Here is a 26,654-nt window from a genome sequence, read left to right as displayed (position 1 = left end):
GGGCGCGGTTGCAAGACCGGCCCTCGACCGGGATCCGATTAGCGGAGGGCGACGAGTTACGCAGTCCGTAATCCAGACAGGCGCTGGCCCTTGCCGCTGCCCTACTCCGCCGCGACCCGGCGTGCTTCCAGCAGCGGCTTGAGGTAATGGCCAGTGTGGCTCTCCGGATCCACGGCAATCTGTTCAGGTGTCCCTGTCGCCACGATCCGCCCGCCGCCATCGCCGCCCTCTGGGCCGATATCGATCACCCAGTCGGCGGTCTTCACCACATCAAGGTTGTGCTCGATCACCACCACCGTGTTGCCTTGGTCAACCAGTTCGTGCAGCACCTCGAGGAGCTTGCGAACGTCCTCGAAATGCAGCCCGGTCGTCGGCTCGTCCAGGATATAGAGCGTGCGCCCCGTGCTCCGCCGCGACAGCTCCTTGGACAGCTTCACCCTCTGGGCCTCTCCTCCGGAGAGGGTCGTCGCCTGCTGGCCGACCTTGACATAGCCCAGGCCCACGCGGACCAAGGCGTCCATCTTCTCGCGGATGGACGGGACAGCCCTGAAAAAGTCCTGAGCGTCCTCGACGGTCATATCCAGAACGTCGGCGATGCTCTTGCCCTTGTGCAGCACTTCCAGTGTTTCGCGGTTGTAGCGCTTCCCCTTGCAGGTCTCGCAGGTGACGTACACGTCGGGCAGGAAGTGCATCTCGATCTTGATGACGCCGTCACCCTGGCAGGCTTCGCAGCGCCCGCCCTTGACGTTGAAGCTGAACCGACCCGACTTGTACCCGCGGGCGAGCGACTCCGGCAGGCCCGCGAACCAGTCGCGAATGGGCGTGAAGGCCCCCACATAGGTCGCCGGGTTCGACCTTGGCGTGCGCCCGATGGGGCGCTGGTCGATGTCGATGACCTTGTCGAGATGCTCGAACCCCGTGATCGTGTCGCAGGGGCTCGGCGTCTCGCGCGCGCCGTTCAGCTTCATGGCGGCGTTCTTGTACAGCGTCTCGATCGTCAGGGTGGACTTGCCCCCGCCCGACACACCGGTCACGCAGACGAACTTCCCCAAGGGGAACTCGGCCGTCACGTTCTTGAGGTTGTTGCCCGTTGCGTTGACAACCGTCAGCGTCTTGCCGTTGCCTGGCCGCCGCTGGTCCGAGCGCAGAGGGATAGAACGGCGGCCCGACAGATACTGACCGGTAATAGAGCCGGGATTGGCCTCGATCTCCTGCGGGGTGCCATGGGCAACGACCTGCCCGCCATGAACCCCTGCGCCGGGACCGATATCGAAAACGTAATCCGCCGTGCGGATCGCATCTTCATCATGCTCCACGACGATAACGGTGTTGCCCTGGTCCCGCAGCGACCGAAGCGTGGCCAGTAGACGGTCGTTGTCGCGCTGGTGCAGGCCGATCGAAGGCTCATCGAGAACGTAAAGCACGCCCGTCAGCCCGGAGCCGATCTGGCTGGCAAGCCTGATGCGTTGGGACTCGCCGCCCGACAGCGTGCCGGCGTTGCGCGACAGCGTAAGGTACTCAAGCCCGACATTGTTCAGGAACCCCAGCCGCTCGCGGATCTCTTTCAGGATGGCGCGAGCAATCTCGTTCTTCTGGTTCGACAGGCTGCCCGGCACCGTCTGCACCCAGTCGAACGCCTGCCGGATCGACATGCGGACAACCTGGCCCACATGCAGCCCGCCGATCTTGACCGCAAGCGCCTCGGGCTTGAGCCGGTACCCTCCGCAGGCGTGACAGGGACGGTCGTTCTGGTACTGCTCGAACTCCTCGCGCACCCAGGCCGAGTCGGTTTCCTTGTAGCGCCGCTCCATGTTGGGGATCACGCCTTCAAAGGGCCGACGGACCTGGTAGACCCGGCCACCCTCGTCATAGCGAAAGACGATCTCTTCGGAGTCGGATCCACGCAGGATCACGTGCTGGGCCCGTTCCGGAAGATCCTTCCAACGAGTGTTCTTGTCGAACTCGTAGTGCTTGGACAACGCTTCGATGGTCTGGGTCGAATAGGGCGACTTCGACTTGGCCCAGGGCGCGATGGCCCCCTGGCTGAGCTTGCGCGTGACGTCCGGGACGACCAGCCGCTCATCGAAGAAAAGCTCCGACCCGAGGCCGTCGCAGACAGGGCAGGCGCCATAGGGCGCATTGAACGAGAACAGCCGCGGCTCGATCTCCGGAATGGTGAAGCCGGACACCGGGCAGGCGAACTTTTCGGAGAAGGTGATCCGTTCGGGCTCGCCGTCCTCCTGGCGGGGAGCGGTCTCCAAAATCGCGATGCCGTCGGCCAGATCGAGCGCGGTACGGAAGGAGTCGGCGAGACGCGTCTCAAGCCCCTCGCGCACGACGATTCGATCCACGACCACGTCGATGTCGTGGCGTAGCTTCTTATCGAGCACGGGCACGTCGTCGATCTCGTAGAAGGTGCCGTCCACCTTGACCCGCTGGAAGCCCTGCTTCCGGAGATCGAGCATCTCCTTGCGATACTCTCCCTTCCGGTCGCGCACGAACGGCGCAAGCAGAAAGCCCCTCGTCCCTTCGGGCATGGCCATGACACGGTCCACCATGTCCTGGACCTGCTGCGCTTCGATGGGCAGGCCCGTGGCCGGGCTGTAGGGGGTGCCTGCGCGGGCGAACAGCAGCCGCATGTAGTCGTAGATCTCGGTCACCGTGCCGACGGTGGAACGAGGGTTCTTCGACGTGGTCTTCTGCTCGATCGAGATGGCCGGAGAGAGGCCGGAGATGTGATCCACATCCGGCTTTTCCATCATGTCGAGGAACTGGCGCGCGTAGGCCGACAGCGACTCGACGTAGCGGCGCTGCCCCTCGGCATAGATCGTGTCGAAGGCGAGCGATGACTTGCCCGACCCCGAAAGCCCGGTGATCACCACCAGTTCGTCACGAGGGATACTGACGTCGATGTTCTTGAGATTGTGCTCGCGGGCGCCCCGCACCTCGATGAACTTCTGCTCGGCCATGCCTGCGCCTCCTGGGGGACGAGGTTACATAGCGGAAACGCTGGTCAGGGCCAACCGTAAAACGTGAACATTCGATGAACAGATAGCGGCACTCTGCCACGTGCAGGGCCGACCGCTTTTGTCAGGGGACGGTGTTGATCAGGAAGGTGCCCACACCCACGATACTGCTGATGAGAGCCACGAAAGCCCCCAGCACGACGATCAGACCCGGGTAGCCGGGAAGGCGAGTGATCTCGCCTTCCATCCGGGACAGTCGTTCCGACATCGAGTCCACCTTAGCGGTGATCCTCTCCATCGACTTTTCGAGCGCCGTCAGGCGAGCCTCCACGTCGGACCCTCCGCCACCGGACGCCGAAGACACGACGTCCCTCCTCGGAAGATTGACCGGTGTCCCGCTCATTTCAAGCCCGACTCGCCCCCTGCCCCTCATGTTCTACCACGAGGAGATTAATGTTCTCGTTACGTTCTGCAAGTCTAGAAGTGTAGCGCCCGGCCATATGCGTCAAGAACCGCTTCGTGCATCATTTCGGACAAAGTCGGATGGGGGAACACCGTCTCCATCAGCTCTGCCTCTGTGGTCTCGAGCGAGCGTCCGACGATGTAGCCCTGGATGAGCTCGGTCACCTCGGCCCCTACCATATGCGCACCCAGAAGCTCGCCGGTCTTGGCATCGAAGACGGTCTTGATAAAGCCTTCGGGCTCGCCCAGCGCGATGGCCTTGCCGTTGCCGATGAACGGGAAGCGACCGACACGGACTTCATGCCCCACCTCCTTGGCCCTCGCCTCAGTGTAGCCGACGCTGGCGACCTGGGGATGGCAGTAGGTGCAGCCGGCGATCGCGCCCGGCTTGATGGGATGGACGTGCTGACCGGCGATCATTTCGGCCACCATCACCCCCTCATGCGAAGCCTTGTGCGCGAGCCATGGGGCTCCGGCGACGTCGCCGATCGCAAACAGCCCCTCGACCCCGGTCCGGCAGAACTCGTCGGTGACGACATGGGTCCGCTCCACCTTCACGCCGATTTCCTCGAGCCCGAGGTTCTCCACGTTGCCGACGATCCCTACGGCGGAGATCACGGTGTCGAACACCTTTTCCTCGGTCTTCCCGCCGGCCTCGATCCGGGCCGTCACCGTGCCCTGACCTTTTTGGAGAGTGACCTTGGCCCCTTCGACGATAATCATGCCCTGCTTCTGGAACTGCTTCTTGGCAAAGGCGGACACTTCGGCGTCCTCGATAGGCAGGATGCGCTCGGCCACTTCGACGACGGTGGTCTTGGCCCCGAGCGTATTGAAGAAGCTTGCAAACTCGATGCCGATTGCGCCGGATCCGATGACCAGCAGGTCTCTGGGCATCCGCGGTGGTTGCAGTGCGTGCTTGTAGTTCCAGATCAGGTCGCCGTCGGGCTCCATCCCTGGCAGCGACCGAGCTCGAGCGCCGGTGGCCAGGATGATGGCCGGGGCCTGCAGATCGTCGGTCCCCTTGTCGGTCGTGACCGTCACCCGGCCCTGCCCGGCCAGCTTGGCGGAGCCCATGACCACCTCGACCTTGTTCTTCTTCATCAGGTGGCCGATGCCGCCCGACAGCTGCTTGGCGACTCCACGCGATCGCTTCACGACGGCCTCAAAATCGAAGCCGGCCTTTTCCACCGTCAGACCGAACTCCTTGGCCCGGTGCATGAGATGGAACACCTCGGCCGAGCGCAGCAGCGCCTTCGTGGGAATGCAGCCCCAGTTCAGGCAGATGCCACCCAGATGCTCGCGCTCGACGATCACGACCTTCTTGCCGAGTTGGGCGGCCCGGATCGCGGCCACATAGCCGCCGGGGCCTGCCCCGATCACGATCACGTCGAAGGTCCGGGTCGCCATGATGTCACTCTCCCTTGGCCGAAGTCAGGGGATGTTAGTGCAAGGCTCGCCCGGCTGCCAGTCAGAGCCGGCTCACGCTGTCACCGCCCTCATGCGATTTACCAAGGCTGGATAGCCACCTTCCGCCAGGAACGCCTGCTCGTCGGGCGTGCTGGCGCGCCGAAGCACGCCGTTGCGGGTCGGGAAGCGGCCGAAGCGGCGAATCTGCTCGCGATGGGCACGGGCATGGAGAAGCGCTTCCCCGTCGTCGGGCATGCGCGCCTTGAACAGGCGCACGGCACGGTCCTGATCGACCAGATTCTCGGAATGCTCCAGCGGCAGATAGAAGAACTGCCGTTCGGGTGTCGGCACCTTCAGATCCCACTCCCGAGCGATGGCAGTCTTGGTCGCTGCGCGCGCGAGCGGGTCCGAGGCGAAGGCGCGTGCATCGCCCCGGAACATGTTTCGCGGGAACTGATCGACGATAATGACATAGGCCAGCGCCTCCTGCGGATTCACGAGCCAGAGCCCGAGTCGCCCTTCCATGGCCGCCTCCCATAGCGGTAGGAATCGGTCGCGCACCGACTGGTCCAGTTCATCGCTGGCCACGTACCAGTTCTTCTCTCCGACCTGACCGACCCAGAAGTCGAGGACGTCCTTGGCGCCGGGGAGGCTCATGCGACTTTCCTTTCAGTTGGCATCTCGCTGGCGGCGACAGAACTGGCCGCGGCAGGAATGGGAGCATAGGTCGTCCGCTCGCCGATGATGGGCTTCTGCGGCGCGGCCCGCATCCGCCACCACGCATAAACCGCCAAGGCAATCATCACTCCCGCGATGATGGCCCAGAAGCCCTGGGCGCCCATCGCATCCATCATCCAACCCACGACCAGCGGCCCCGCAATGGCGCCGAGGCCGTTGATGAACAAAAGGCCGGCAGAGGCGGCAGCCATGTCCTCGCGCTCCAGGAAGTCATTGGCGTAGGCGATGAGAAGCGCATAAAGCGGGTTTGAGGTTCCTCCCACGACCGCTGCGGCCACCAGTGTGAGCCACAGCGGTCCGGGCAGGACAAAGGCAAGCAGCGCGACGCCTCCTCCCAGGGCCGACAAGACCATGATCAGCACCCTGCGGTCCATGTGGTCCGACAGCCAGCCGATCGGGTACTGAGACAGGAGAGCTGCGAGGTAGGTCAGCGACACCATCCATGTGATCTCTGATTCACTGAGGCCCGCCCGCGTGCCGAAGACGGCCGACATCCCGAACTGGGCCGCGAAGACGCTTCCCAGGAGGAACATCCCCGCGCAGGCCAGCGGCGAAACCTCGATCAGCCGTCGGATCGGCAGCGGCTTGATCGCGCCGAACTCGGGCGTGGTCTGGGTAGCCGACAAGAGCGCTGGCGCAAAGCTCAGGGACACCAGGATCGACGGGATGATGAAGATCGCGTAGCCCGCCACATCATTGAGCGAGATCAGCCACTGCGCGGTGACGATCCCGCCCATCTGCACGACCATGTAGAGCGACAGCGCCTTTCCGCGGTTCGCGTTGCTAGCCGCGTCGTTCAGCCAGGATTCGGCGGTGATGTAGACCCCGCAATAGCAGAAGCCTATGGCCACCCGCGCGAGCGCCCATACCCAGGGTTCGGGCAGGACTGGATATAGGATCAGGATGGCCGAGATGAGTGATCCCAGCGCCGAGAAGACCCGCACATGACCCACGCGGCGGATCAGGATCGGGGCCATCCTAGATGCGAATAGAAAGCCCACGAAGTAGGCCGACATGACGACGGAGATCTCAAGGGTCGTGAACGACTCGAGTTCGCCCCTCAGGCCGAGAAGCGTGCCCTGAAGACCGTTGCCGATCATCAGAAGATACATTCCGAGCAGGAGCGCCCAGGCACTGGCGAGGACTTGCAGCATGGCGGCTCCTTTTTAAGAGCTTGCCGCTTAGCACGGCTCAGAAGCAACTCTCGCCTGAAGGCGACCAGCGCGGGCGATCAACGCCCCTTCGGGAGAAGGAGCGACGCATCCCCGTAGGAGAAGAACCGATACTGCCGTTCGATGGCGTGGGCATAGACGCTGCGGATGCGCTCGATCCCAAGAAGTGCCGAGACCAGCATCATCAAGGTGGACTTGGGCAAGTGAAAGTTCGTCATGAGGCCGTCCGCCACCTGAAACTTGAACCCCGGCGTGATGAAGATGTCGGTTTCACCCTGCCATGGTCCGATCGTCCCGGCTTGCACAGCCGACTCTAGAAGACGCAGGGCGGTGGTTCCGACCGGGATTACCCGTCCGCCCTCGTCCTTGGTCGAGGCGATCTCCTGGGCGGCGGCCTCGGTGACCTCGCCCCATTCGGCATGCATCCGATGGTCGCGTATGTCGTCCACCTTCACCGGCAGGAATGTTCCCGCGCCCACATGGAGGGTCACATGCGTGAACGCCACGCCACATGCACGCAGATCCTTCAGCAGGGGCTCGTCGAAGTGCAGTGACGCCGTCGGTGCGGCGACGGCCCCCGATCGGGCGGCCCATACGGTCTGGTAATCGTCCCGGTCGTGATGGTCGGCGGCACGCAACGCTTCGATGTAAGGCGGCAGCGGCATGCGGCCGGCCCGCGCCAGCGCTTCGGCAAATGCGTCCGGAGACAGGGCGAACCGCAGCAGGCCCTGCCCCGCCTCCACGCTCTCGAGCGTCGCGGAGAGACCTTCTCCGAAGTCGATGCTCTCGCCCTCCCGAACCTTTCGCAGCGGCTTCAGGAGAGCCGACCAAAGACCCTCGCCACGGTCTGACAGAAGCGTGGCCTCGATCCGAGCCTCTGCACTTCCACGGCGGCGCGTCCCTGTCAGTCGGGCCGGGATGACCTTGGTGTCGTTGAGAACCAGCCGGTCCCCAGGCCGCAGCACCCGGGGCAGGTCGCTGACATGCATGTCGTCGATGCGCTCGGGCCCTGCCACCAGCAGCCGCGCGGAGGATCGCGGCCGCGCCGGCCGGGTGGCGATAAGTTCCTCGGGAAGGTCGAAATCGAAATCGCTGAGCTTCATGGCGGCTTCGCTACCCCGATGAAGCGCGTGCTTCAACGGCCCCTCACTGCTCTGGCAGGGACGGCCGCCGACGAAAGAGTTCGCGCAAGCGGCCAGGCGCGAGGACAGACAAGGGATTCACCCCCACGGTCGGATCGTCGGGATCACCCCGGAGCGTGAAGTTGAAGCCGAGCAGACCCTCACCGGGGCGGGACAGGATCGAGCCGATGCCGTTCACGAGGTAAAAGGGCGACACCACCCCACGGAAGTCCATGAAGTAGTTCTCGGTGTCGAAGACTCCGTCCATGGACAAGCCCAGTCCCGCTCCCCTGGCGCTCGATTGCTCCAGGATGACGAGCGTCGGATCGACGCGGAACTTGGCGCCGACCTCATCAAAGACGATTCCCTGACCCGCCAACTGCTGGAGCAGGCCAATGCCCGAAGCGGCATTGAGCAAGGATGCCAGCACTGGGGCATCACGCACCTTGAGACCTTCGATCCAGAGCTCGCCCATGTAGCTTGCCGGGCCCTCGGGCAGCAGCAGCAGGTCGAGATCGCCCCCTTCCGCCTTCGTGAAAAGGTTGGCCGCGGTCATGACGGCCCCGGCGTCGGACCCCTGAATGCGCGCAGCAACCCGGCCGCCTTGCGGGGCCACCCGCCCAGTGACGGTCGGGCCGCCGTTGACCTGCCCGGAGAAAACACCTTCCAGCCCAGATACAGTGCTGAACTCTCCGGCGAAGCCCGTCAACGCAATGCTGTCGGTTACCTGTAACCGGTCCAGCGTCACCGAGATCGGGCCGCCGTCTCCCTGGCCCCCGCTGCCGAACGCGGCCCTCCCAAGATCGATCTGCCCGCCCCGCACCTCGACCGCCGGCGTGTCGCTGCCGAATTGTGCAATCAGCGTCACTGGCGCTTCGAACCAGTCGGCGACAGTCAGCCTCGACAGCGACAGCCGATCGAAGCTCCCGGCCTCCGTGAGCCTCAGGTCGCCCTCGGCGGACAGTCCAGGCGCGGACAAGCTCAGCCGATCGATCCTTGCAGGGGTGCCGAGCCGCCCTTCAACCACGAGGTTACCTGTTCGCGCGGCGGGCTTGGACCAACTCATCTGGGGCAGCGCCAGCGCAAGCCCCTCGAGGTCGGATCGAAGTGCAAAGGCCGGAGGCTGGCCTTCCCTAAGGTCCACCGTCAGGTCGCCAGCGCCATCACCGGACACGCTGCCGTCGGGCAGGACGATCCCCAGTTCATCGAGCACGCGCGGGCTGATCTCCACACGGGCCTCAACTCGTGACTGACCCTTCTCGTCGGGGCCAAAGCCTTGTGTCCATCGGCCCTGAACCTGAGCCGTTCCGACCTGCATATCTCCAGCAATCTCCAGACCTGCTGGCGTCACAGTCGCCTCAAGGCTCTCGGCGGTCAACATTCGTCCCGGGATCAGGAGATCGGACCGGACATCGCTGAGGGTCGCGGCGATGTCGTAGCGAAGCTCGTCCGGACGCATGGGACCCAAGAACAGGTCCACGGTTCCTCGGGTCCGTGCCGTGCCGTCCGCCAGGTCCACAGGCAGATCGGCGGAACTGAGGAAGCGGTAGGGGGGCTGGTCGAGCAGCGACAGCGTGGCCGTGATGGGGCCGGCGGCATCGACATGCACGCGAGCGGGCGAGCGGGCGCCATCACCGGGCGCGATCACGAAGGCGGTGCCAGCCATATCCACGCTCCCCCCTTCGGGCGCGTCCACGTGGCCGCTGTCGAGCGCAACCGAGAACGAGTTGTCTTCCCAGCCCATCCGCCCCTCGCCTGCCACTATGGGCGGGTGGGTGCCGAGCGGACGGACCGCCAGGCCAGAGAAGTTCGACGTGACCGCCACCTCAGTCTCCACCTCTGGCTCGATCCTTAGGGCGGCGGCGACGTCATGCAGGACGCCGTCGGTCACGTTCTCCGCGATCCAAGCCCGCAATCCGGGACGAAACCGCTCGGGCCAGAGCGCAAGCAGGCCTTCTCGCGCCAGTTCGGCCAGCCGCGCGTCGAGTGCGATGCGCCATCCGTCCGGCGAGGCAGCGACCTGCCCCGACACGTCGAGCCGCGCCAGCCCCTCGCCCGGCAGACCAAGACTGGCCTCGGCGATCTCGACGCTGAATGGGTCCAGACGCAGGCGGAACTGCACGGTCGCCTCGGGCAGGTGCGCGGCTTCCTCATAGACGCCGGGAGGAGAGATCGCGATGTCGCGGAACGTGAATTGCCCAAGGAGCGCGCGGGGCAGGCCGGCCTCGATCTCCTTCAGATAGGCACGCCCCTCAGCTAGGACGCTGCCCCAGTCACTTCTGACCTCGACAGTGTCGAAGCGCACGGCCTGCGTAAGGGGGTCGTAGGACAGATACGCCCGCGCAAGGTCGAAGCCCACCGCGCTGGCGTTCGGATGAGGCCGCAGTCGCCCCTCAGCGATTTTCAGCGCGACGTTGGTGGGGCCCAAGCTCCCGGTTTCGTCGATCTGCACGCGCAACGCCATCGAGATCGGTGCATCGACGACGCGAAGCCATGTCAGGGCGGGGCTCTGGCTCGCCACGTCTGAGGCCGCCACATCGGTCAGGGTCAGGCTGATCCGGGCTGCCTTGCTCAGCCGCGGGCTTTCATAGTCAAGCCGGGCCCGTGTGACGTACGACCGCCCCGAGAGCACGGAGACCTCGCCCCGGAGATGTGTCCGCCCGTCGACGAGGTCCAAGGAAAATGTGCCGCCATCGACCGTCCAGACCCGCCCCGCCCGAGCGTCTTGGTAGTTCACCACGAGATTGTTGACGCGGACGGTCCGCAGGGCGGCCAAGGCTGGCCTCTCGAACAGCCGCTCGAACTGGTCGGGCAGCGACGCCAACCCGTCCACGCGGCTCACGCTTTGCCCCTGCCCGCCCGACCCGAAGGCCACCTCGACGCTTCCATCGGCAGCACGAGCGAGAGTAAGCTGGGCGCCGGTCAGGGCAATCTCCTGGACGAGCAGGCTCCGGGAGAAGAGCAGCCCTCGCGGTGACACTTGGATGGTTGCTTCGGGAATGCGGACCAGGAGCCTGCCTTCCTTGTCCGAAATGGTCACATCGAGAAGCCGGACTCGCGGATGGAGGTCGCCCGGCAAGGCAAGGGTGATCGCGCCGAACCGCAAAGCACCCCCACCCATCGCCTCGGCGGCTGCGGTCTCCACACGTTCCCTGATCCATGTCGGCGCCGTGATCTCCTTCCCAACTATGAGGAACGAGAGGGTCAGGATGAGCAGCAACACGACGACCACGACGATTCGCAGGGAACCGCGCCATGGCCCTCTGAGCCGAGGCCCTTCGCGCTCCCGCTTCGTTTTCTGGTCACGGTCCAGGGCCGCCAAGGCCGGCTCGGCCGCAGCCAAGGGCCCGGTCGCGTTCTGGATCATCGGACTCGGGTCTACCGGGGTGCTCATCAACTGTCATCATCGCGCCACGCCGAGGCGAACGGAAGCGGTCAGACAGCTAGAACGCTTTCCCGGCGCTCACGCTTGCGCGAAGAAGACACTCATGAGCATCGAACCCGGTCAACCCGCCCCAGACTTCACCCTGCCCCGCGATGGTGGTGAAATGGTCAGCCTGTCCGCCCTCCGTGGACAAGCCGTCGTGCTGTTCTTCTATCCGGCTGACAGCACGTCGTCCTGCACAACGGAAGCCCAAGACTTCACCACCCTCCTGCCCCAGTTCCAAGCCGCTCGGGCCCAAGTGCTGGGAGTCTCATCGGGGTCCGTCCCTGCGAAGGAGAAGTTCGTTCAGAAAGCCGGTCTCGGCGTCCCGCTTCTGGCCGACGAATCCGGGGAAGTCGTCAGATCCTATGGCGTCTGGCAGGAAAAATCCATGTACGGAAAGACTTACATGGGAATTGTCCGCACCACCGTGCTGATCGATCGCGACGGCTTTGTGTCCCATATCTGGAGCGTGAGCCGCGTTAAGGGACATGCCCAGCAGGTGCTGGAAGCAGCAAGGCATCTGCAAGCAACGGCTTAGTCCTGAGCACCGAAAGGACAGCGCCGTCATTCAGCCCCAGCGTCGAGCTAGCAGTGAGACCTTAGGGCAACATCTCGGCGGAAACATGTGTCAGGGGCGAAACTGGTAGGCAAGTTATCGCCACTTTAAGGTTTCGCTGGTCCTCACCGTCCTACGACACGCCCTAAAGCTGTTGCAGCAGCTTGGGGGCGCCGTTAGCCCTTGCCCCGGGACAACGGGCCTTAACCGGCCCGATAAGATGGGGCGGAACCAGTGGCTTCAGCAGTCATGCAGCGTTTGCACGCGGCACTCGAACGGCGTTTTCCTGAGCGGCGCCTTTTCCTGAAGTCTGAGGATCACACGCGCTTCATACGATTACGGCCAGCGACTCAGCTTCTGGCATGGACGGGCGTCGGCGTGGTCATGGCTTGGACCATCATTGCCACGGCCATCCTGCTCATGGATACGATCGGGTCGGGCAACTACCGGGACCAGGCCCAACGCGACAAGTCGATCTACGAGAACCGGCTCAATGCCATGTCCCAGGAGCGGGACCTGCGCGCGCAGGAGGCTTTGGCCGCTCAGACGCGCTTCTCTGCCGCGCTGGAGCAGATCTCCGCCATGCAAAGCGAGCTTCTCGCCTCCGAGGAAGAGCGGCGGGAGCTCGAAACCGGACTGGCCGTCGTGCATGACACCCTTCGCCGTACCATGTCCGAACGTCAGCAGGCCAAAGCCGAATTGGCGGCCATGACTGCGGCCAACGAACAGGTATCGGTGTCCGATGTCGACGGGATGGCGGACACGATCGACTTCATCACCGAGGCTCTGGCGGACACGGCGGCCGAGCGCGATGGCGTGGCGACCGAAGCGCAGCACGCCATCCAACTGGCCGGTGACCTGGATCTCGAACTGCGGCTCATGAAGGAGCACAACGACGAGATCTTCCGTCAGCTTGAGGATGCGCTCCAGATCTCGGTTGAACCGTTGGACAAGATGTTCCGCACAGCTGGCCTGGACCCCGAGACCCTCATCGAGGAGGTCCGCCGCGGCTATTCGGGCCAGGGCGGACCGCTGGTGCCGATCCAGATGTCCACCATGGGCAACGCGGCGCAGGACGACGGCACCCTTCGCGCCAACCAGATCCTGGATGAGCTGGACCGGATCAACCTTTACCGCATCGCCGTCCAGCGGATTCCCTTCAGCCTGCCCGTCTTGGACTCCTTCCGCTACACCTCGGGCTTCGCAATGCGCTGGGGTCGGATGCATGAAGGCGTGGACATGGCCGGGCCGATCGGGACGCCTGTCTACTCCACAGCCGATGGAGTCGTGATCTTCGCCGGCTGGGCTTCGGGCTACGGGCGCCTGATTAAGATCCAGCACGAATTCGGGATCGAGACGCGCTATGGCCATCTGAACGCGATCCGGGTGGAGGTGGGGCAAAGGGTCTCGCGCGGGGAAAGGATCGGTGATATGGGCAACTCGGGTCGCTCCACCGGGCCACACCTTCACTACGAGATCCGGGTCGGTGGCGAGCCTCTGAACCCCATGATCTACATCGGAGCAGGCAACGATGTTCTCTAAGTCCAAGATCAACGAGCCGGGTCCCGGCGCGGGCGCGCAGCCGCAGGCGGCCTCCGCCCCGGCGACCGTCCCGGGCACGGCCGTCGGTCAGGCCGCGGATTATCGTCCCCAAGCTCCGAAGGCCAAGCCTCCGGCGTCGATCCTGTCCTCGGACCTTCACATCAAGGGCAATATCCGCACGACCGGCGACGTCCAGATCGAGGGGCAGGTCGAAGGTGACATCCGGGCGCACCTCCTCACGGTTGGCGAGAGCGCGACCGTCAAAGGTGAACTGGTGGCCGATGACGTAGTCATCAACGGACGGATCATCGGCCGGGTGCGTGGCCTGAAGGTTCGACTGACCTCTACCGCCCGGGTCGAAGGCGACATCATCCACAAGACCATTGCGATCGAATCCGGTGCCCACTTCGAGGGATCGGTGCAACGTCAGGACGATCCGCTGAACGCCGCCACGAAGGTGCTTCCCAAGCCGGTGATGCCGACCGACGCCTGACCCTGCGGTCAATTGGTTACCAGAATGATGAAAGGGGCCGCGATTGCATCGGGGCCCCTTTTGATTTCCGGGCTGTCGGTCGAATTGGTTAAGAACCAAGGCAGACCTTGGTCTGACGCCACCGGCTCTGCCGCCGGATCGACTACCCCGGAGAGGGTCATCCGGGAGCACTGGCTCCCGGAGCTTGGTTCAGCAACCGATACGCTGGCGTTCCTCGATCGCGGCCTGACGGGCAACCTCGGTTGAGTCCGAGCTTTCGATACGCAGGGCGAGTTCTTCACACTGCCCGGCACGTCCTGGTGCGTCCAAGGCGGCCTGAACCTGACCATCGGGAGTCGTGGCGACCGTATCGATGTTGTTTGCCCCGATGCCCGTGTTGGTACCGGACCCCAGCACCCCCCCCTCCTCGCAGGCAGCGAGCAGGAACAACGCGGGAATGGCGACAAGGGTGAACTTGGAAATCATGTGTGGCCTCCTTGGCTTGCAGCCGAAGAGGTAGATCTATTCACCTGCAGGTCAATCTTCCGCGAGCGCCTCGGCGCGGCTCTTGCCTGACACATCCTGGGCCAGCGTCGCCGCCATGAAATCGTCCAAGTCGCCGTCCAGCACCCCCTGCGTGTCGGATGTCTCGAAGCCCGTCCGGAGATCCTTCACCATCTGATAGGGCTGTAGGACATATGAACGGATCTGATTACCCCATCCGGCATCGCCCTTGGCCTCATGGGCGGCATTTATGGCCGCGTTCCGCTTGTCGAGTTCCAACTGGTAAAGCCGGGACTTCAGGGCCTTCATCGCGATATCGCGGTTCTGATGCTGCGACTTCTCGGACGACGTCACAACGATCCCGGTCGGGAAGTGGGTGATGCGGACGGCCGAGTCCGTCTTGTTGACGTGCTGTCCCCCGGCACCGGACGACCGATAGGTGTCGATGCGGATGTCCTTGTCCAAGACCTCGATCTCGATGGCATCATCAACGACGGGGTAGACCCAGACCGACGCAAAGGAGGTCTGCCTCTTGTCGCCCGAGCCGAACGGGCTGATCCGCACCAGCCGGTGGACACCGGCCTCGGACTTCAGCCAGCCATAAGCGTTGTGCCCGCTGATCTTGTACGCCACAGACTTGATCCCGGTTTCTTCACCGGCCGTCTCTGCCTGGAGTTCAACGGCATGACCATGAGCCTCGGCCCAGCGCACGTACATGCGGGCCAGCATCGCGGCCCAGTCGCAGCTTTCCGTGCCGCCCGCGCCCGCGTTGATCTCCAGGAAGGTGTCGTTCGCGTCCGCCTCGCCGTCCAGCAGAGCCTCCAGCTCCTTGCCAGCGGCAACGTCACGCAACGCCCGCAAGGCCGCCTCGGCCTCGGCCACGATCTCCTCGTCGCCTTCGGCCTCACCCATCTCGATCAGTTCGATGTTGTCGTTGAGCTGCCGCTCCATGGCCTCGACGCCGTTCAGCTTGTCGAGAAGTATCTGACGTTCCCGCATGAGCTTCTGGGCGCCCTCGGGATCATTCCACAGGGTGGGATCCTCGACACGCGCGTTGAACTCCTCAAGCCGGTGCTTGGCCGTCTCGCGGTCCATCCGGCGGCTCACGAGATCGACCGACGTACGGATTGCATCGACGGTGTTCTGGGTCTCGGTGCGCATGGCGGGTCCTCCGGAATATCCGGAGGCTCATAGCCCGCCCCCTCGGGCCGGGCAAGCCGAGCCTAGTACAGGCCTCCTGACGATAGCGTTCCGAACCCGGCCGACGGGCCAACAGTAGCGGTGCCCCCCGTCGAGGTGGTGACATTGCGCGAGGCGGCCTGAACCTCGCTTACCAGGGGAAGGTCGCCGGACATCTCGAAGCCGCCGTCATACGTCACGCCGAAGATCGGCTCCTCGCCCGCTCGGAAGCATTCCGAGACGACGTTATCCCCCGACGCGTCGTCAGGCAGCCGCGAGCCCGAGAAGCGGTCGATGTTGATGAAGCTGCAGCCTTCAGGGATTGCGAAGGGCCCGCCGCCGAAGCGCTCGACCGCTGGCTCCATGAACTCCTGGAACACCGGAGCGCAAAGCCCGCCCCCCGAGGCCCCGCCCATAGAGCGCGGCGTGTCGTAACCGATGTAGCAACCCGCAACGATGTTCGACGAGTAACCGATGAACCAGACGTCCTTGGCCTCGTTGGTGGTGCCGGTCTTGCCGGCGATCGGTACCGGGAGTTCGATAGCCTTGGCTGCCGTCCCCCGCTGGACGACCCCCTCCATCATGGAGGTCAGCTGGAACGCGGTGACCGCGTTCATGATGCGCTGGCGGTCGCTCTGAATGTCGGGAGCCTCGCCCGGCGGCAGAGCCAGCTCGGAGCAGTCGACGCATACCCTCTGGTCATGCCGATAGATGGTATGGCCATAACGGTCCTGCACCCGGTCCACCAAGGTGGGTTCGACGCGTTCGCCGCCATTCGCGAACATCGCGTAAGCTGCGACCATGCGGAACAGGGTGGTCTCCTGCGCGCCCAAGGCGTTGGACAGGAACGGGCTCATGTCGTCATAAACACCGAAGCGCTCGGCGTATTGCGCCACCGTGTCCATCCCGATCTCCTGAGCGAGACGGATGGTCATCAAGTTCCGCGACTGCTCGATCCCCGTTCGAAGCGGCGTCGGCCCGTAAAACTCGTTGGAGGCGTTCTGCGGGACCCAGAGTCCCTGGGGGGTGTCGATCTCGATCGGGGCATCGACCACGATCGTCGCGGGCGTGTAGCCGGAATCGAGCGCGGCGGCATAGACAAAGGGTTTGAAGGCCGATCCGGGCTGGCGGCGCGCCTGCGTCGCACGGTTGAAGACCGACGCCTGATAGGAGAACCCGCCCTGGATCGCGAGGACACGGCCTGTGTTCACATCCATCGCCATGAACGCGCCCTGCACCTCGGGGACTTGGCGCAGAGTCCAGCGCAGGAAGCTCCCGTCATCTCCGAGCAGCTTGCGAACGAGCACCACGTCGCCAACCTGGAAGTTGTCGCCGAAGGAGCCTGGGATCCAGTCGATGTCCTCGCGCGGGACGACGGGCTCCTCGTCGTGGTCTCCCTCGATGCCAAGCCGCATCTGCTGGTCACCGATGTCCAGAACCACGGCCGGGTACCACACGCCATCCAACGTGATGTCGCGGGGCGCGTCTGTTTCCGCCAGCGCCTGCCGCCACGTGATGTCCTCGGCCAATGCGTCCGGCGGCAATGTCAGCCCCGTTGCACGCCAGACGCCCACGCCGCGATCAAAGGTCTCCAACGCGCGCTGGAGCGCATGCGCGGCCTCGATCTGAAGCTCCGGGTCCATCGTCGCGCGGATGGACAGGCCCCCGGAAAAGAATTCCTCCTCGCCGAAGTTGGCGGACAACTGGCGGCGGATCTCGTCGGTGAAGTAGTTGCGAGGTGGGAGGGACGCGCGGAAGCCCTCGTAGGCTCCCGACTGCACCGTGAGGAGCGGCTCCCTTTGCTCTGCCTCGAATGTGGCCTGCTCGATGTAGCCGTCCTCAGCCATCCGACGCAGGACATAGTTACGGCGCGAGACGGCGTCTTCGTAGTCCCGGACGGGATGGAGGTTGCCGGGCCGCTGAGCCAAGGCCGCGAGGTAAGCCGCCTCGCCCGGAGTGATATCGGTCAGGGGCTTGTTATAGTAGGTCTGCGCCGCAGCGGCGACGCCGTAGGAGTTCTGACCCAGGAAGATCTCGTTCAGATACAGTTCAAGGATATCCTCCTTGTCCATCGCATTCTCGATGCGGACGGCAAGGATCAGTTCCTTGATCTTGCGTTCGGCCGTGCGGGATCCATCAAGCAGGAAGTTCTTCATGACCTGCTGGGTGATGGTGGACGCGCCGCGCATGTCGGCGCCGCGCGACCGGACCGCCTCGGCCGCGGCTGCGGCCATCCCTCGGATGTCGAAACCCGGATGCGTGTAGAAATTCTGATCCTCCGCCGAGACGAAGGCATGCTTCACGAGGTCGGGGATGTCCTCGGATGGCGTGAAGAGACGCCGCTCCGTCGCGAACTCGTCGATGATGCGCCCCTCGGCGCTATAGACGCGGCTGATCGTCCGCGGCGTATACTGAGACAGCACCTCGATGGACGGAAGATCCCGGCCATAGATGTAGAAGACCGCACCCAGGGTGACGGCCCCCATTGCAAGCCCAAGGGTCAGCATCGAAAAGATGCCCCCAAGGAATGACATGACAAATCGCAGCAAGGGCCCGTCCACGAAGCGAGAGGATGGACTGCTTATAGGCACCGGACCCTGTGGGGTCAAAAGCCGATGCCGGTCGGTCGGCGCGATTGCGCCCTGTCGGTCATCACGAGGCTGTGGGCATGGGACTGGTTCGAACCGGCTCCTGGAGGAGTGAAACGACATGAAGTCCGACGATGTGATCGCCACCTACGACCGGGAAGGACCTGGTTGGGCCAAGACCAGGGACCGTCGCCTGACGGAGCGGCCATGGATCGACCGGGCGGTGGCCGTGGCGCCCCACCCTCTGGGAAGGCGCCGGGTTCTCGACCTCGGCTGCGGCGCTGGTCGGCCCCTGGCGGAGTACCTGCTCGACCGGGGCTGCATGGTGACGGGCGTCGATGCCTCGCGTCCGATGATAGAGCTGTTCGCCCGCATCGCCCCCCGCGCGGTCGCTTTGCATGCCGACATGCGGACACTGCGGCTTAGTCAGGAGTTCGACCTGATCCTTGCTTGGGACAGCTTCTTCCACCTGTCACCCGACGACCAGCGGGCGATGTTCGCCGTCTTTGCCGCCCATGCAGCGTCAGGTGCCGTGCTCCTGATGACCACGGGACCACAGGCCGGCGAAGCCATCGGGCGGATCGGGGAGGCTGATCTTTACCACGCGAGCCTTGATCCGCAGGAGTATCGCTCGCTCTTCGAGGCACACGGGTTCGAGGAATTGGGGTTCTGGCCCGAGGAACCGGCCTGTGGCGGTCGTACCATTTGGATGGCGCGGACGCGCCCCTAGCGGCGGAGGAGGGGTGCCATATCTCTTTCCATGGCCTGCCATTTGGCGAGCGCGTTGGTGATCCCTGCAACGATGGGTGACCGCCCGCTCTCCGAGGCCAGTCGCGCACGGTCGGCCGGATCGGACAGGAAGCCGACCTCGATCAGCACGGATGGGAAGTCCGCAGCGTTGAGCACTGCCAAGGGGGCTTGACGCAGGGGACGCGAGTTCAGCACCGCCCCTGCCCGGCCCAATTCGTCAGCCAGGGTTCTGGCCAGTTGCTCGGATCGAGGAGAGGTGTTTAGGCGGGCAAGATCCATCAAGGCCGTCGCCACGGAGTCATCCTGCCCTTGTAGGTCAAGCCCCGCGAGGAGATCGCCGCTCTCATGCCGCTCGACCATCCGTTCTGAAGCCTGATCGCCGGCTTCGGCTGTCAGTGTGTAGATCGAGGCACCCGAGGCATTGTCGTCGCGCAGAGCGTCGGCATGAAGGGACAGGAGCACATCGGCTCCGGCGGCGCGGGCAATGGACATGCGGTCTTGCAGAGAAACGAAGACGTCCTCGCTCCGGGTCAGGACGGTCTGGATCCCCGCCGCCTCAAGTGCCCGGGCAAGTTCCTGCCCCAAGGAGAGCATGGCATGAGCCTCGCGTAGCCCTTCCCGTTCAGCGCCGGGATCGATGCCGCCATGGCCTGGATCGATCGCCACCGTAAAGCGGGCATCGCCCTCTGGACCCGTAGTCGGGTCGGCGGACGAAGAGTGTGCCCCGACCTCGTCCGCCGGAGCCCCGGACGCAGCCGAGAAACTGTCCAGGTCCGTGGGACCGGCGACGACCCGCAGCACGGCCGAGCCGTCCGCTTCCGAAACGGCCATGCCAGCCTCGTTCACCTTCACGGGGCCGGTCAGGTCCAGGGTCAATTGGGACCAACCTGCTGAGGTCGTGCCGCCATGAATGGCGGATGCGCGATCGGTTTGAAGCAGAGGCGCAAGATCGGTCCCAGCCCACTCGGCCCCACGAAGTTCGAGGATCAGGCGAAGCGGATCCTCCAGCGTGAAGATGCGCCAAGGTACGGGGCGGCTTAGGGCAAGTGTCACCTCGAGGTCGCCCGCGGCATCCGTGATCCGGCTCGCGGCAGGATCGATGCGGGACAGCTCGCTGCCATCCTGCGCAGCCGCGGACCAAGCCAAGAAGCCCAGCATCATCGCGGCCGCCCAACATCTCGCAGCATGATGGCCTGATTTGATCCGCATGATCATCCTCCTCCTGCCCGCTCCTGTCTGCGCCCAGGTCTTCCGTCAATGGCAGGGTAACGCCGCCCGACGCCTTTAAGCCTGCGTGAGGTCGGGACGGCCCCTTGGAATGACCACGCGATTGTGCGCAGATCGCGGAACTCGTCGATCCGGAGATCCGACATGCCGATCCGCCGTTCAGCGCTCGCCATAGTACTGGCCGCCACCGCCCTGCCCGCCTCCGCGCTCGACCTGTCGGCGATGAGCGAGAATGAACGGGCTGCCTTCCGGGCCGAGGTCCGGGCTTATCTTCTGGAGAACCCCGAAGTGCTGACCGAAGCGATAGCGGTTCTGGAGCAGCGTGAACAGCAGCAGCAGGTCGCGGCGGACCAGATGCTCGTGCAGGACAACTTCGATGCCATTCTCGCGGATGGTCACTCCTGGATCGGTGGCAACCCGGAAGGTGACGTGACCGTCGTGGAGTTCATGGACTACCGGTGCGGCTATTGCCGGCGTGCGTTCGAGGAGGTCGAGGATCTCGTGGAGGGCGACGGCAACATCCGTTTCATCCTCAAGGAGTTTCCAATCCTGGGAGAACAGAGCGTGATGGCATCGCAGTTTGCGATCACGGTCCAGCAGCTCCATGGGAACGACGCCTACAAGGCCGCCCACGATGCCCTCATGCTCATGCAGACAGATATCAGCGAGCAGTCTCTGACCCGTCTGGCCGAGGGTCTGGCTTTCGACCCCGCGCCGATCATGGCCCGCATGGCCGCCCCCGAGGTCATGGCCATCATCGACGCGAACCATCAACTAGCCCAAGACCTCAGCATCTCGGGGACGCCGACCTTTGTGATGGGAGACCGGCTGGTACGGGGATACGTGCCATTGCCTACCATGGAGGCGATCATCGAGGAGGAGCGCGCAGGCTAGAGCCAGGTGCTACTCGGCCGCCTGTGGCGCAACATCCCGCGTCGCCTCGATCTCAGCCGCCTTGGCTTCAACCTGCTCGACGATGTGATCGATCATACGATCGTTGTCCATGCGATGGCTCTGCTTACCAGCCAGATAGACCATGCCGTGCCCGGCGCCGCCGCCAGTAAAGCCCACGTCCGTCATCAGCGCCTCGCCCGGTCCGTTTACCACGCAGCCGATAATCGATAGGCTCATGGGGGTCTTGATATGACCAAGCCGCTTCTCGAGAGCCTCGACCGTCTTGATGACGTCGAAGCCCTGCCGGGCGCAGGACGGGCACGAGATGATGTTCACCCCGCGGTGCCGCAAGCCCAAGGCCTTGAGGATCTCGAAGCCGACCCGGACCTCCTCCACGGGATCGGCCGAAAGCGACACGCGGATCGTGTCCCCGATCCCCATCCAGAGAAGGTTGCCCAACCCTACCGCTGACTTGACCGTCCCACTCATCAGGCCGCCTGCCTCGGTGATGCCTAGATGGATCGGGGCGTCCGTCGCTTCGGCGAGCTGCTGGTACGCCGCTGCTGCCAAAAAGACATCAGAGGCTTTGACGCTGATCTTGAACTCGTGGAAGTCCTCGTCCTGCAGAAGCTTAATGTGGTCCAGTCCCGACTGAACCATCGCTTCCGGGCAGGGTTCGCCATACTGCTCCAATAGATGCCGCTCCAGAGACCCGGCATTCACACCGATCCGCATGGAGCAGCCGTGGTCGCGTGCGGCCTTGACCACTTCGCGGACCCGCGCGGGCGAGCCGATATTGCCCGGATTGATCCGCAGGCACGCCGCGCCTGCCTCGGCAGCCTCGATGGCTCGGCGATAGTGGAAGTGGATGTCTGCGACGATCGGGACCGGGCTGTTGCGCACGATGTCCCGCAACGCGCGCGTGCTCTCCTCGTCCGGGGTCGAGACGCGGACGATATCGGCCCCCGCCTCTGCGGATGCGACGACCTGCGCAACCGTCGCCGCCACATCGGTGGTGGGCGTATTGGTCATGGTCTGAACCGAGATCGGAGCACCACCACCGACCGGCACTGCACCCACCATGATCCGGCGCGATGGCCGACGGTCGATGCTGCGCCAAGGGCGAATGGGATTATGGGACATCGATGGCTCCTTGCCCAAGTCACCCGACAGGTAATCTCGCCCTGCCGCGGCCGCAACGGGGCGTGTTGCCTCACTCCGTCAGTTCGGCTCCGGGCAACACGGCCCCAACCGGAAGTGCCTGAAGCGCAGTCTCTGCAGCAGAGGCAACCGCCACGTAGTCGGCCAGCCCCTGCTCCGCAGTCAGGTCGGCCTGCGCATAGGTTTCGGTGATCGCGTCCGCCGAAAGTGCCACATTCGAACTGACCTGCCCGGCAGGACCGACGGGCCCATACGGCACGCCATTCACCGCCATGTACAAAGCGCCCGACTCTCCGACGCGCAGCTTGGACGCCTCCTCGGTCGCGGGAACTTCAAAGGTGTCACCCGGCTCGAGAATGCCTTCGAACAGAACGGATCCATCTGGACCGTTCACACGGACCCAAGCCTCGCGGACAGCCACTAGTTCCACCTTGGGGGCAGGACCGGTCGTCACTACGACCGCGCCAGGGTCGGCCGGGGCTGCTGCCAGCACACCCGCAAGGACCTGCTCCACCCCATCGGCAACGGCTTCAGCGGGCGCGAGTGGCGAGCCGCTGGCCGGTGTCGTCGCGGTCACCGCGCCGGGTGTCGTAGTAGGTTGAGGGGCAGTCGGCCCCAGGGTTCCAACTGTAGCAGGATCCAGCGATGCGATGGGCCCATCGCGCGGGACCAAGACCGGAACATCGAGAGCCTCGGGACGATAAAGCCGGTCGAGCGCCTCCGCGGACGGCACTTCGATGCTGGCGAACTCATCGGCATCCGACTGAGCGGCTTCGGCCAGCGGTCCGACCTCGGCGACAACGGTCGGCGGCTGATCGACCGGGGCGAGGGTCACCTTCTGGATCTCGCGCAGGACCGTGTAGCCACCGTAGCCCAGCCCGGACAACAACGCGACAAGCACGAGCACCGAACCGATGGCCCGCGGCTCGATGTTGGAGAACATGCCCGGCGTGGAAGGGAGAAAGGGTGTGCTCTGGCCCGAAAAAAGATCCTTGCCGAGGCCGGTGCTCAGGACCCGCTCCTCGCGCGCGGGGCGCGGATTCGAACTCACGACCGACATTCCAAGGACCGTGTTGAATCCGGACTCGCGGCAGAACGTTTCAAAGGCCCAGTCGGGATCCATGTTCAGGTAGCGTGCGTAGGACCGTACGTAACCCGCGATGAATCCAGGCGTGTCGAACGCCGAAGGATCCGCGTTCTCGATGGCCGCGATGTAAGCGGCTTTGATCTTCAACTCGCGCTGCACGTCCAAGAGGGATTTGCCCAGAGTGGCACGTTCACCCCTCATCAGATCGCCCAGACGCAACTCAAACGTGTCGAACCCCTTGGAGTCCGCCGCTTCAACAGCCTTGCTGCGCAGATAGCCACGCCCGATCATGTAGCCGCCCCACGTCTCGTCCTGCCCCAACGGGTCCCATTCATGATTCGAGCACCATGAGGACCATTTGTGGAGAGACTAACACGAGGGGGGCGACCACGCATCATCCGATCGTGATGTCATCCTGCCTTTTCCGCTCGATTCAGCGCGCAATGGCTCCAAAGTGAATCCAGTGCGTGAACGAGCGCATCCATCTCCTTGGGACCGTGGACCGGCGACGGCGTGAAGCGGAGCCGCTCCGTCCCACGGGGGACGGTCGGAAAGTTGATCGGCTGCACATACATGCCGAAGTCGCTCAGCAGCATGTCCGAGATCATTTTCGTGTGGACAGGGTCGCCGACGATCAGAGGAACGATATGGCTTCCGTGATCGATGATCGGCAGTCCCAGTCCCTTGAGCCGGGTCTTGAGAATACGAGCCTGGGTCTGATGCTTCTCGCGCAGCGCTTGGTCGGTTTTCAGGTGCGCCACGGAGGCGGCAGCACCCGCCGCGATCACCGGAGGAAGAGACGTCGTGAAGATGAAGCCCGGCGCATAAGAGCGTATGGCGTCGCACATTTTCGCGCTGGCTGCGATGTAGCCGCCCATGACGCCGAACGCCTTGCCCAAGGTGCCGTTGATGATGTCAATGCGCCCCATGAGGCCAAGCTGCTCGGCCACGCCGCCGCCGCGCTTGCCGTACATGCCGACTGCATGCACCTCGTCCAGGTAGGTCAGCGCCCCAAACTCGAGCGCGAGGTCGCAGATCTCCCGGATCGGTCCGAAATCGCCGTCCATGGAGTAGACCGACTCGAAGGCGATCAGCTTCGGTGCAGCCGGATCATCGGCTTCCAAGAGTTCGCGCAGATGCTGGACATCATTATGCCGGAAGATGCGCTTCAGTCCGCCCCCGCGCCGAATCCCCTCGATCATGGAGGCGTGGTTCAGTTCGTCGGAATAGATGATCAGGCCCGGAAAGAGCAGCTTGAGGGTGGACAGCGTGGCATCGTTGGCGATGTAGGCCGACGTGAACAGCAGCGCCGCTTCCTTGCGGTGCAGGTCGGCCAGTTCCGCCTCGAGCCGCTTGTGATAGACGGTCGTGCCCGAGATGTTGCGCGTGCCGCCCGAACCCGCACCGACGGCATCCAAGGCTTCGTGCATGGCGTCTAGCACCACGGGATGCTGGCCCATGCCCAGATAATCGTTGCCACACCATACGGTGATCGTCTGTTCGGTGCCGTCAGGCCGGTGCCAGACAGCATGAGGGAAGTGACCTTTGTCGCGCGCGATATCGATGAAGGTCCGGTAGCGGCCCTCCTGATGGAGACGGTCGAGCGCTGCGTCGAGCTGGGCGTTGTAATCCACGGGTCGAAGGTCCTTGCCGTTAGCTGCCGGACCGGGTCTAGGACATCCCCTGGGCCGATACCTTGCTCTAGATCAAATGAGCCGCTTCGACCATGGCACAATTCGTCGCCCCGCCAAAGGTCGGAATACCCGACCGGCATGCCTGCGCCGTTGCCCCGGCGGGGACCGCGCTCTAGCCTCGGATGGGCATCCAGACCGGAGTAACCCATGCTTGATCCTGTGCTTGCCCGCATCGACGCCGATCTCCCGCAGGCGATCCAACGGCTTCTTGCGCTGCTTCGCATCCCGTCCATCTCGACCGATCGGATCCATGCGCCAGATTGCGAAGCCGCCGCGGACTGGCTGGTGCAGGACCTCACCGACATGGGATTTAGGGCGGAGAAGCATCCGACGACCGGCCGGCCGATGGTGGTCGGCACGGCCGGCGAGGGCCGTCGCCATCTTCTGTTCTACGGGCACTATGATGTGCAGCCAGTCGACCCGCTGGCCCTGTGGGACCGGCCACCCTTCCTCCCCGAGGTTCAGGACACGGCAGAGGGCAAGGTGATCCGGGGCCGTGGAGCGGCGGACGACAAGGGCCAGCTCATGACTTTCGTGGAAGCCTGCCGCGCCTGGATCGCGGTCCATCACAAGCTTCCTGGCCGGATCACCATGTTCTTCGAAGGTGAAGAGGAATCGGGATCGCCGTCTCTCATCCCTTTCATGGAAGCGCATAAGGATCTGCTTCGGGCGGACCTTGCCCTTATTTGCGACACCGACCTGTTCGACCGCGACACGCCCGCGGTCACCACCATGCTCCGGGGGCTGCTTGGAGAGGAGGTCATCATCACCGGACCCCGCATGGATCTACACTCCGGGATGTATGGCGGCGCAGCGATGAACCCAGCGCGCGTGCTGGCTCGCATCATCTCCGCGCTTCATGACGAGAATGGGCGAGTGACGGTGCCGGACTTCTACGATGGCGTTGAGGAACTCTCGCCTGAATTGCGGGCCCAGTGGGATGGCTTGGGCTTCGACCAAACATCTTTCCTGCGTGACGTGGGCTTGTCCATTCCGGCCGGGGAATCGGGTCGCGGAGTTCTCGAATCCATCTGGGCTCGCCCGACCTGCGAGGTGAATGGATTGTCCAGCGGCTATGCCGGCGAAGGCTTCAAGACTGTTCTGCCGTCCAAGGCCATGGCCAAGATCAGCTTCCGACTGGTCGGCCAACAGGTCCCGCACCGGATCCGCGAAGCCTTTCGCGCTATGGTGCGGTCAATGGTTCCCCCCGACTGCCAAGTCGAGTTCAAGGAGCACGGCGCCTCGCCCGCCAGCGTCATGGCGACTAACGACCCGGCCTTCGAGATGGCGCGGCAGGCGCTCTCGGACGAATGGCCCCGTGCGGCGGCCTTCACCGGGTCAGGCGGGTCGATCCCTGTCGCCGGATACTTCAAGACGATCCTCGGGATGGACTCTATGCTGATCGGATTCGGCAACGATGACGATCTCATCCACTCGCCGAACGAGAAGTACGATGTCCGCAGCTTCCACAAAGGAATGCGGAGCTGGGCCAGGATCCTGGCGGCCTTGGCCTGAGCTGCTTTGGAGTTCGCGGGGCGCGCAGTGCCTCGCAGCCCTGCAGTCCGACCTAAGGGCGGAGGAGGCGTGGCCTCGTCCGCCTCTGCCGATCACGGTGTCCAAGCTGGGTCTGCAGTCGAGCCACCCACCCGACCAGATCCGTTCAAGCTGCTGCAGGGCCAACAAACGAAAAAAGCGCTCCTTTCGGAG

20 protein-coding genes are annotated in these 26,654 nt (G+C 64.3%); 6 read left to right on the top strand and 14 right to left on the bottom strand.

Translation table 11 applies throughout. From position 1 onward, the window contains the following. Window positions 1-101 precede the first annotated feature (101 nt). The 7 genes from uvrA to FHG66_RS07390 form a co-directional block, all read right to left on the bottom strand. Window positions 102-2,969 carry an excinuclease ABC subunit UvrA gene (uvrA, locus tag FHG66_RS07420; protein WP_139076114.1) on the bottom strand — a complete coding sequence of 956 codons (2,868 nt, stop codon included), beginning with the start codon at window positions 2,967-2,969 and terminating at the stop codon, window positions 102-104. Window positions 2,970-3,090: 121 nt separating this feature from the next. Further along, window positions 3,091-3,330 (bottom strand): hypothetical protein, encoded by a 240-nt coding sequence (locus FHG66_RS07415; protein WP_139076113.1) that lies wholly within the window; start codon window positions 3,328-3,330, stop codon window positions 3,091-3,093. A 113-nt stretch (window positions 3,331-3,443) separates the two neighbouring features. Continuing rightward, window positions 3,444-4,835 carry a dihydrolipoyl dehydrogenase gene (gene lpdA, locus FHG66_RS07410; protein WP_139076112.1) on the bottom strand — a complete coding sequence of 464 codons (1,392 nt, stop codon included), beginning with the start codon at window positions 4,833-4,835 and terminating at the stop codon, window positions 3,444-3,446. 72 nt (window positions 4,836-4,907) lie between these two features. Further along, the gene (locus FHG66_RS07405) at window positions 4,908-5,492 is read right to left on the bottom strand and encodes a DUF924 family protein (RefSeq protein ID WP_139076111.1); all 585 of its coding nucleotides are present in this window, start codon (window positions 5,490-5,492) and stop codon (window positions 4,908-4,910) included. After that, entirely contained in the window at window positions 5,489-6,727 is a 1,239-nt protein-coding gene (locus FHG66_RS07400) for an MFS transporter (protein ID WP_139076110.1), read from the bottom strand. The genes FHG66_RS07405 and FHG66_RS07400 overlap by 4 nt, the downstream gene beginning before the upstream one ends. 77 nt (window positions 6,728-6,804) lie before the next feature. Beyond that, window positions 6,805-7,848: a tRNA preQ1(34) S-adenosylmethionine ribosyltransferase-isomerase QueA gene (gene queA, locus FHG66_RS07395; protein ID WP_139076109.1), complete on the bottom strand. Its 1,044-nt coding sequence runs from the start codon at window positions 7,846-7,848 to the stop codon at window positions 6,805-6,807. Window positions 7,849-7,891: 43 nt separating this feature from the next. Continuing rightward, on the bottom strand, window positions 7,892-11,260 hold the full coding sequence (locus tag FHG66_RS07390; protein ID WP_139076108.1) for a DUF3971 domain-containing protein: 3,369 nt from the start codon (window positions 11,258-11,260) through the stop codon (window positions 7,892-7,894). A 94-nt stretch (window positions 11,261-11,354) separates the two neighbouring features. Between FHG66_RS07390 and FHG66_RS07385 the strand changes: the two genes are divergently transcribed. The 3 genes from FHG66_RS07385 to FHG66_RS07375 all read left to right on the top strand — a co-directional run bounded on the left by FHG66_RS07385 (window position 11,355) and on the right by FHG66_RS07375 (window position 13,884). Then, window positions 11,355-11,831 (top strand): peroxiredoxin, encoded by a 477-nt coding sequence (locus FHG66_RS07385; RefSeq protein ID WP_139076107.1) that lies wholly within the window; start codon window positions 11,355-11,357, stop codon window positions 11,829-11,831. A 267-nt stretch (window positions 11,832-12,098) separates the two neighbouring features. Further along, window positions 12,099-13,391 (top strand): M23 family metallopeptidase, encoded by a 1,293-nt coding sequence (locus tag FHG66_RS07380; protein WP_139076106.1) that lies wholly within the window; start codon window positions 12,099-12,101, stop codon window positions 13,389-13,391. Next, window positions 13,381-13,884, top strand: a complete 504-nt coding sequence (locus tag FHG66_RS07375) for a bactofilin family protein (protein WP_139076105.1) — start codon at window positions 13,381-13,383, stop codon at window positions 13,882-13,884. Before FHG66_RS07380 ends, FHG66_RS07375 begins: the two co-directional genes overlap by 11 nt. A gap of 189 nt (window positions 13,885-14,073) precedes the next feature. On the opposite strand, the gene FHG66_RS07370 is transcribed toward FHG66_RS07375, so the two are convergent. From FHG66_RS07370 to FHG66_RS07360, 3 genes are all read right to left on the bottom strand, one after another. After that, window positions 14,074-14,349 (bottom strand): hypothetical protein, encoded by a 276-nt coding sequence (locus tag FHG66_RS07370; protein ID WP_139076104.1) that lies wholly within the window; start codon window positions 14,347-14,349, stop codon window positions 14,074-14,076. A gap of 51 nt (window positions 14,350-14,400) precedes the next feature. Beyond that, a complete protein-coding gene (gene prfB, locus FHG66_RS07365) occupies window positions 14,401-15,528 on the bottom strand; it encodes a peptide chain release factor 2 (RefSeq protein ID WP_139076103.1) in 1,128 nt (375 codons plus the stop codon). A gap of 62 nt (window positions 15,529-15,590) precedes the next feature. Further along, the gene (locus tag FHG66_RS07360) at window positions 15,591-18,095 is read right to left on the bottom strand and encodes a penicillin-binding protein 1A (protein WP_342777481.1); all 2,505 of its coding nucleotides are present in this window, start codon (window positions 18,093-18,095) and stop codon (window positions 15,591-15,593) included. A gap of 160 nt (window positions 18,096-18,255) precedes the next feature. Between FHG66_RS07360 and FHG66_RS07355 the strand changes: the two genes are divergently transcribed. Continuing rightward, window positions 18,256-18,864, top strand: a complete 609-nt coding sequence (locus FHG66_RS07355; RefSeq protein WP_139076102.1) for a class I SAM-dependent methyltransferase — start codon at window positions 18,256-18,258, stop codon at window positions 18,862-18,864. Here the strand turns inward: FHG66_RS07355 and FHG66_RS07350 are convergent. After that, window positions 18,861-20,093 (bottom strand): N-acetylmuramoyl-L-alanine amidase, encoded by a 1,233-nt coding sequence (locus tag FHG66_RS07350; RefSeq protein ID WP_246082501.1) that lies wholly within the window; start codon window positions 20,091-20,093, stop codon window positions 18,861-18,863. The two genes, FHG66_RS07355 and FHG66_RS07350, sit on opposite strands and share 4 nt — an antisense overlap. Before the next feature lie 162 nt (window positions 20,094-20,255). Between FHG66_RS07350 and FHG66_RS07345 the strand changes: the two genes are divergently transcribed. Then, window positions 20,256-21,005: a DsbA family protein gene (locus tag FHG66_RS07345; protein WP_139076101.1), complete on the top strand. Its 750-nt coding sequence runs from the start codon at window positions 20,256-20,258 to the stop codon at window positions 21,003-21,005. 9 nt (window positions 21,006-21,014) lie between these two features. Here the strand turns inward: FHG66_RS07345 and ispG are convergent, their stop codons facing one another. The 3 genes from ispG to hemA form a co-directional block, all read right to left on the bottom strand. Beyond that, the gene (gene ispG, locus FHG66_RS07340; protein WP_139076100.1) at window positions 21,015-22,148 is read right to left on the bottom strand and encodes a flavodoxin-dependent (E)-4-hydroxy-3-methylbut-2-enyl-diphosphate synthase; all 1,134 of its coding nucleotides are present in this window, start codon (window positions 22,146-22,148) and stop codon (window positions 21,015-21,017) included. Window positions 22,149-22,218: 70 nt separating this feature from the next. Further along, window positions 22,219-23,544 (bottom strand): helix-turn-helix domain-containing protein, encoded by a 1,326-nt coding sequence (locus FHG66_RS07335; RefSeq protein WP_139076184.1) that lies wholly within the window; start codon window positions 23,542-23,544, stop codon window positions 22,219-22,221. 119 nt (window positions 23,545-23,663) lie between these two features. After that, complete coding sequence (gene hemA / locus FHG66_RS07330) at window positions 23,664-24,887, bottom strand: 5-aminolevulinate synthase (protein ID WP_139076099.1); 1,224 nt, start codon at window positions 24,885-24,887, stop codon at window positions 23,664-23,666. A 207-nt stretch (window positions 24,888-25,094) separates the two neighbouring features. Between hemA and FHG66_RS07325 the strand changes: the two genes are divergently transcribed. After that, the gene (locus FHG66_RS07325) at window positions 25,095-26,462 is read left to right on the top strand and encodes a M20/M25/M40 family metallo-hydrolase (RefSeq protein WP_139076098.1); all 1,368 of its coding nucleotides are present in this window, start codon (window positions 25,095-25,097) and stop codon (window positions 26,460-26,462) included. Window positions 26,463-26,654: the final 192 nt, after the last annotated feature.

This window comes from Rubellimicrobium rubrum (assembly GCF_006152115.1).
GTDB lineage: Bacteria > Pseudomonadota > Alphaproteobacteria > Rhodobacterales > Rhodobacteraceae > Rubellimicrobium > Rubellimicrobium rubrum.
The sequence above is the reverse complement of the archived record's forward strand: the minus strand, read 5'-3'. Positions and strand labels throughout refer to the sequence as shown.

Coding starts and splice junctions, on each gene's coding strand:
- FHG66_RS07350 (WP_246082501.1), bottom strand. CDS start 20,093: ATGCGGATCAAATCAGGCCATCATGCTGCGAGATGTTGGGCGGCCGCG.
- FHG66_RS07405 (WP_139076111.1), bottom strand. CDS start 5,492: ATGAGCCTCCCCGGCGCCAAGGACGTCCTCGACTTCTGGGTCGGTCAG.
- FHG66_RS07335 (WP_139076184.1), bottom strand. CDS start 23,544: ATGATCGGGCGTGGCTATCTGCGCAGCAAGGCTGTTGAAGCGGCGGAC.
- FHG66_RS07400 (WP_139076110.1), bottom strand. CDS start 6,727: ATGCTGCAAGTCCTCGCCAGTGCCTGGGCGCTCCTGCTCGGAATGTAT.
- prfB (WP_139076103.1), bottom strand. CDS start 15,528: ATGCGCACCGAGACCCAGAACACCGTCGATGCAATCCGTACGTCGGTC.
- uvrA (WP_139076114.1), bottom strand. CDS start 2,969: ATGGCCGAGCAGAAGTTCATCGAGGTGCGGGGCGCCCGCGAGCACAAT.
- FHG66_RS07345 (WP_139076101.1), top strand. CDS start 20,256: ATGCCGATCCGCCGTTCAGCGCTCGCCATAGTACTGGCCGCCACCGCC.
- FHG66_RS07385 (WP_139076107.1), top strand. CDS start 11,355: ATGAGCATCGAACCCGGTCAACCCGCCCCAGACTTCACCCTGCCCCGC.
- FHG66_RS07375 (WP_139076105.1), top strand. CDS start 13,381: ATGTTCTCTAAGTCCAAGATCAACGAGCCGGGTCCCGGCGCGGGCGCG.
- lpdA (WP_139076112.1), bottom strand. CDS start 4,835: ATGGCGACCCGGACCTTCGACGTGATCGTGATCGGGGCAGGCCCCGGC.
- queA (WP_139076109.1), bottom strand. CDS start 7,848: ATGAAGCTCAGCGATTTCGATTTCGACCTTCCCGAGGAACTTATCGCC.
- FHG66_RS07355 (WP_139076102.1), top strand. CDS start 18,256: ATGAAGTCCGACGATGTGATCGCCACCTACGACCGGGAAGGACCTGGT.
- FHG66_RS07325 (WP_139076098.1), top strand. CDS start 25,095: ATGCTTGATCCTGTGCTTGCCCGCATCGACGCCGATCTCCCGCAGGCG.
- FHG66_RS07370 (WP_139076104.1), bottom strand. CDS start 14,349: ATGATTTCCAAGTTCACCCTTGTCGCCATTCCCGCGTTGTTCCTGCTC.
- FHG66_RS07390 (WP_139076108.1), bottom strand. CDS start 11,260: ATGAGCACCCCGGTAGACCCGAGTCCGATGATCCAGAACGCGACCGGG.
- ispG (WP_139076100.1), bottom strand. CDS start 22,148: ATGTCCCATAATCCCATTCGCCCTTGGCGCAGCATCGACCGTCGGCCA.
- FHG66_RS07380 (WP_139076106.1), top strand. CDS start 12,099: ATGCAGCGTTTGCACGCGGCACTCGAACGGCGTTTTCCTGAGCGGCGC.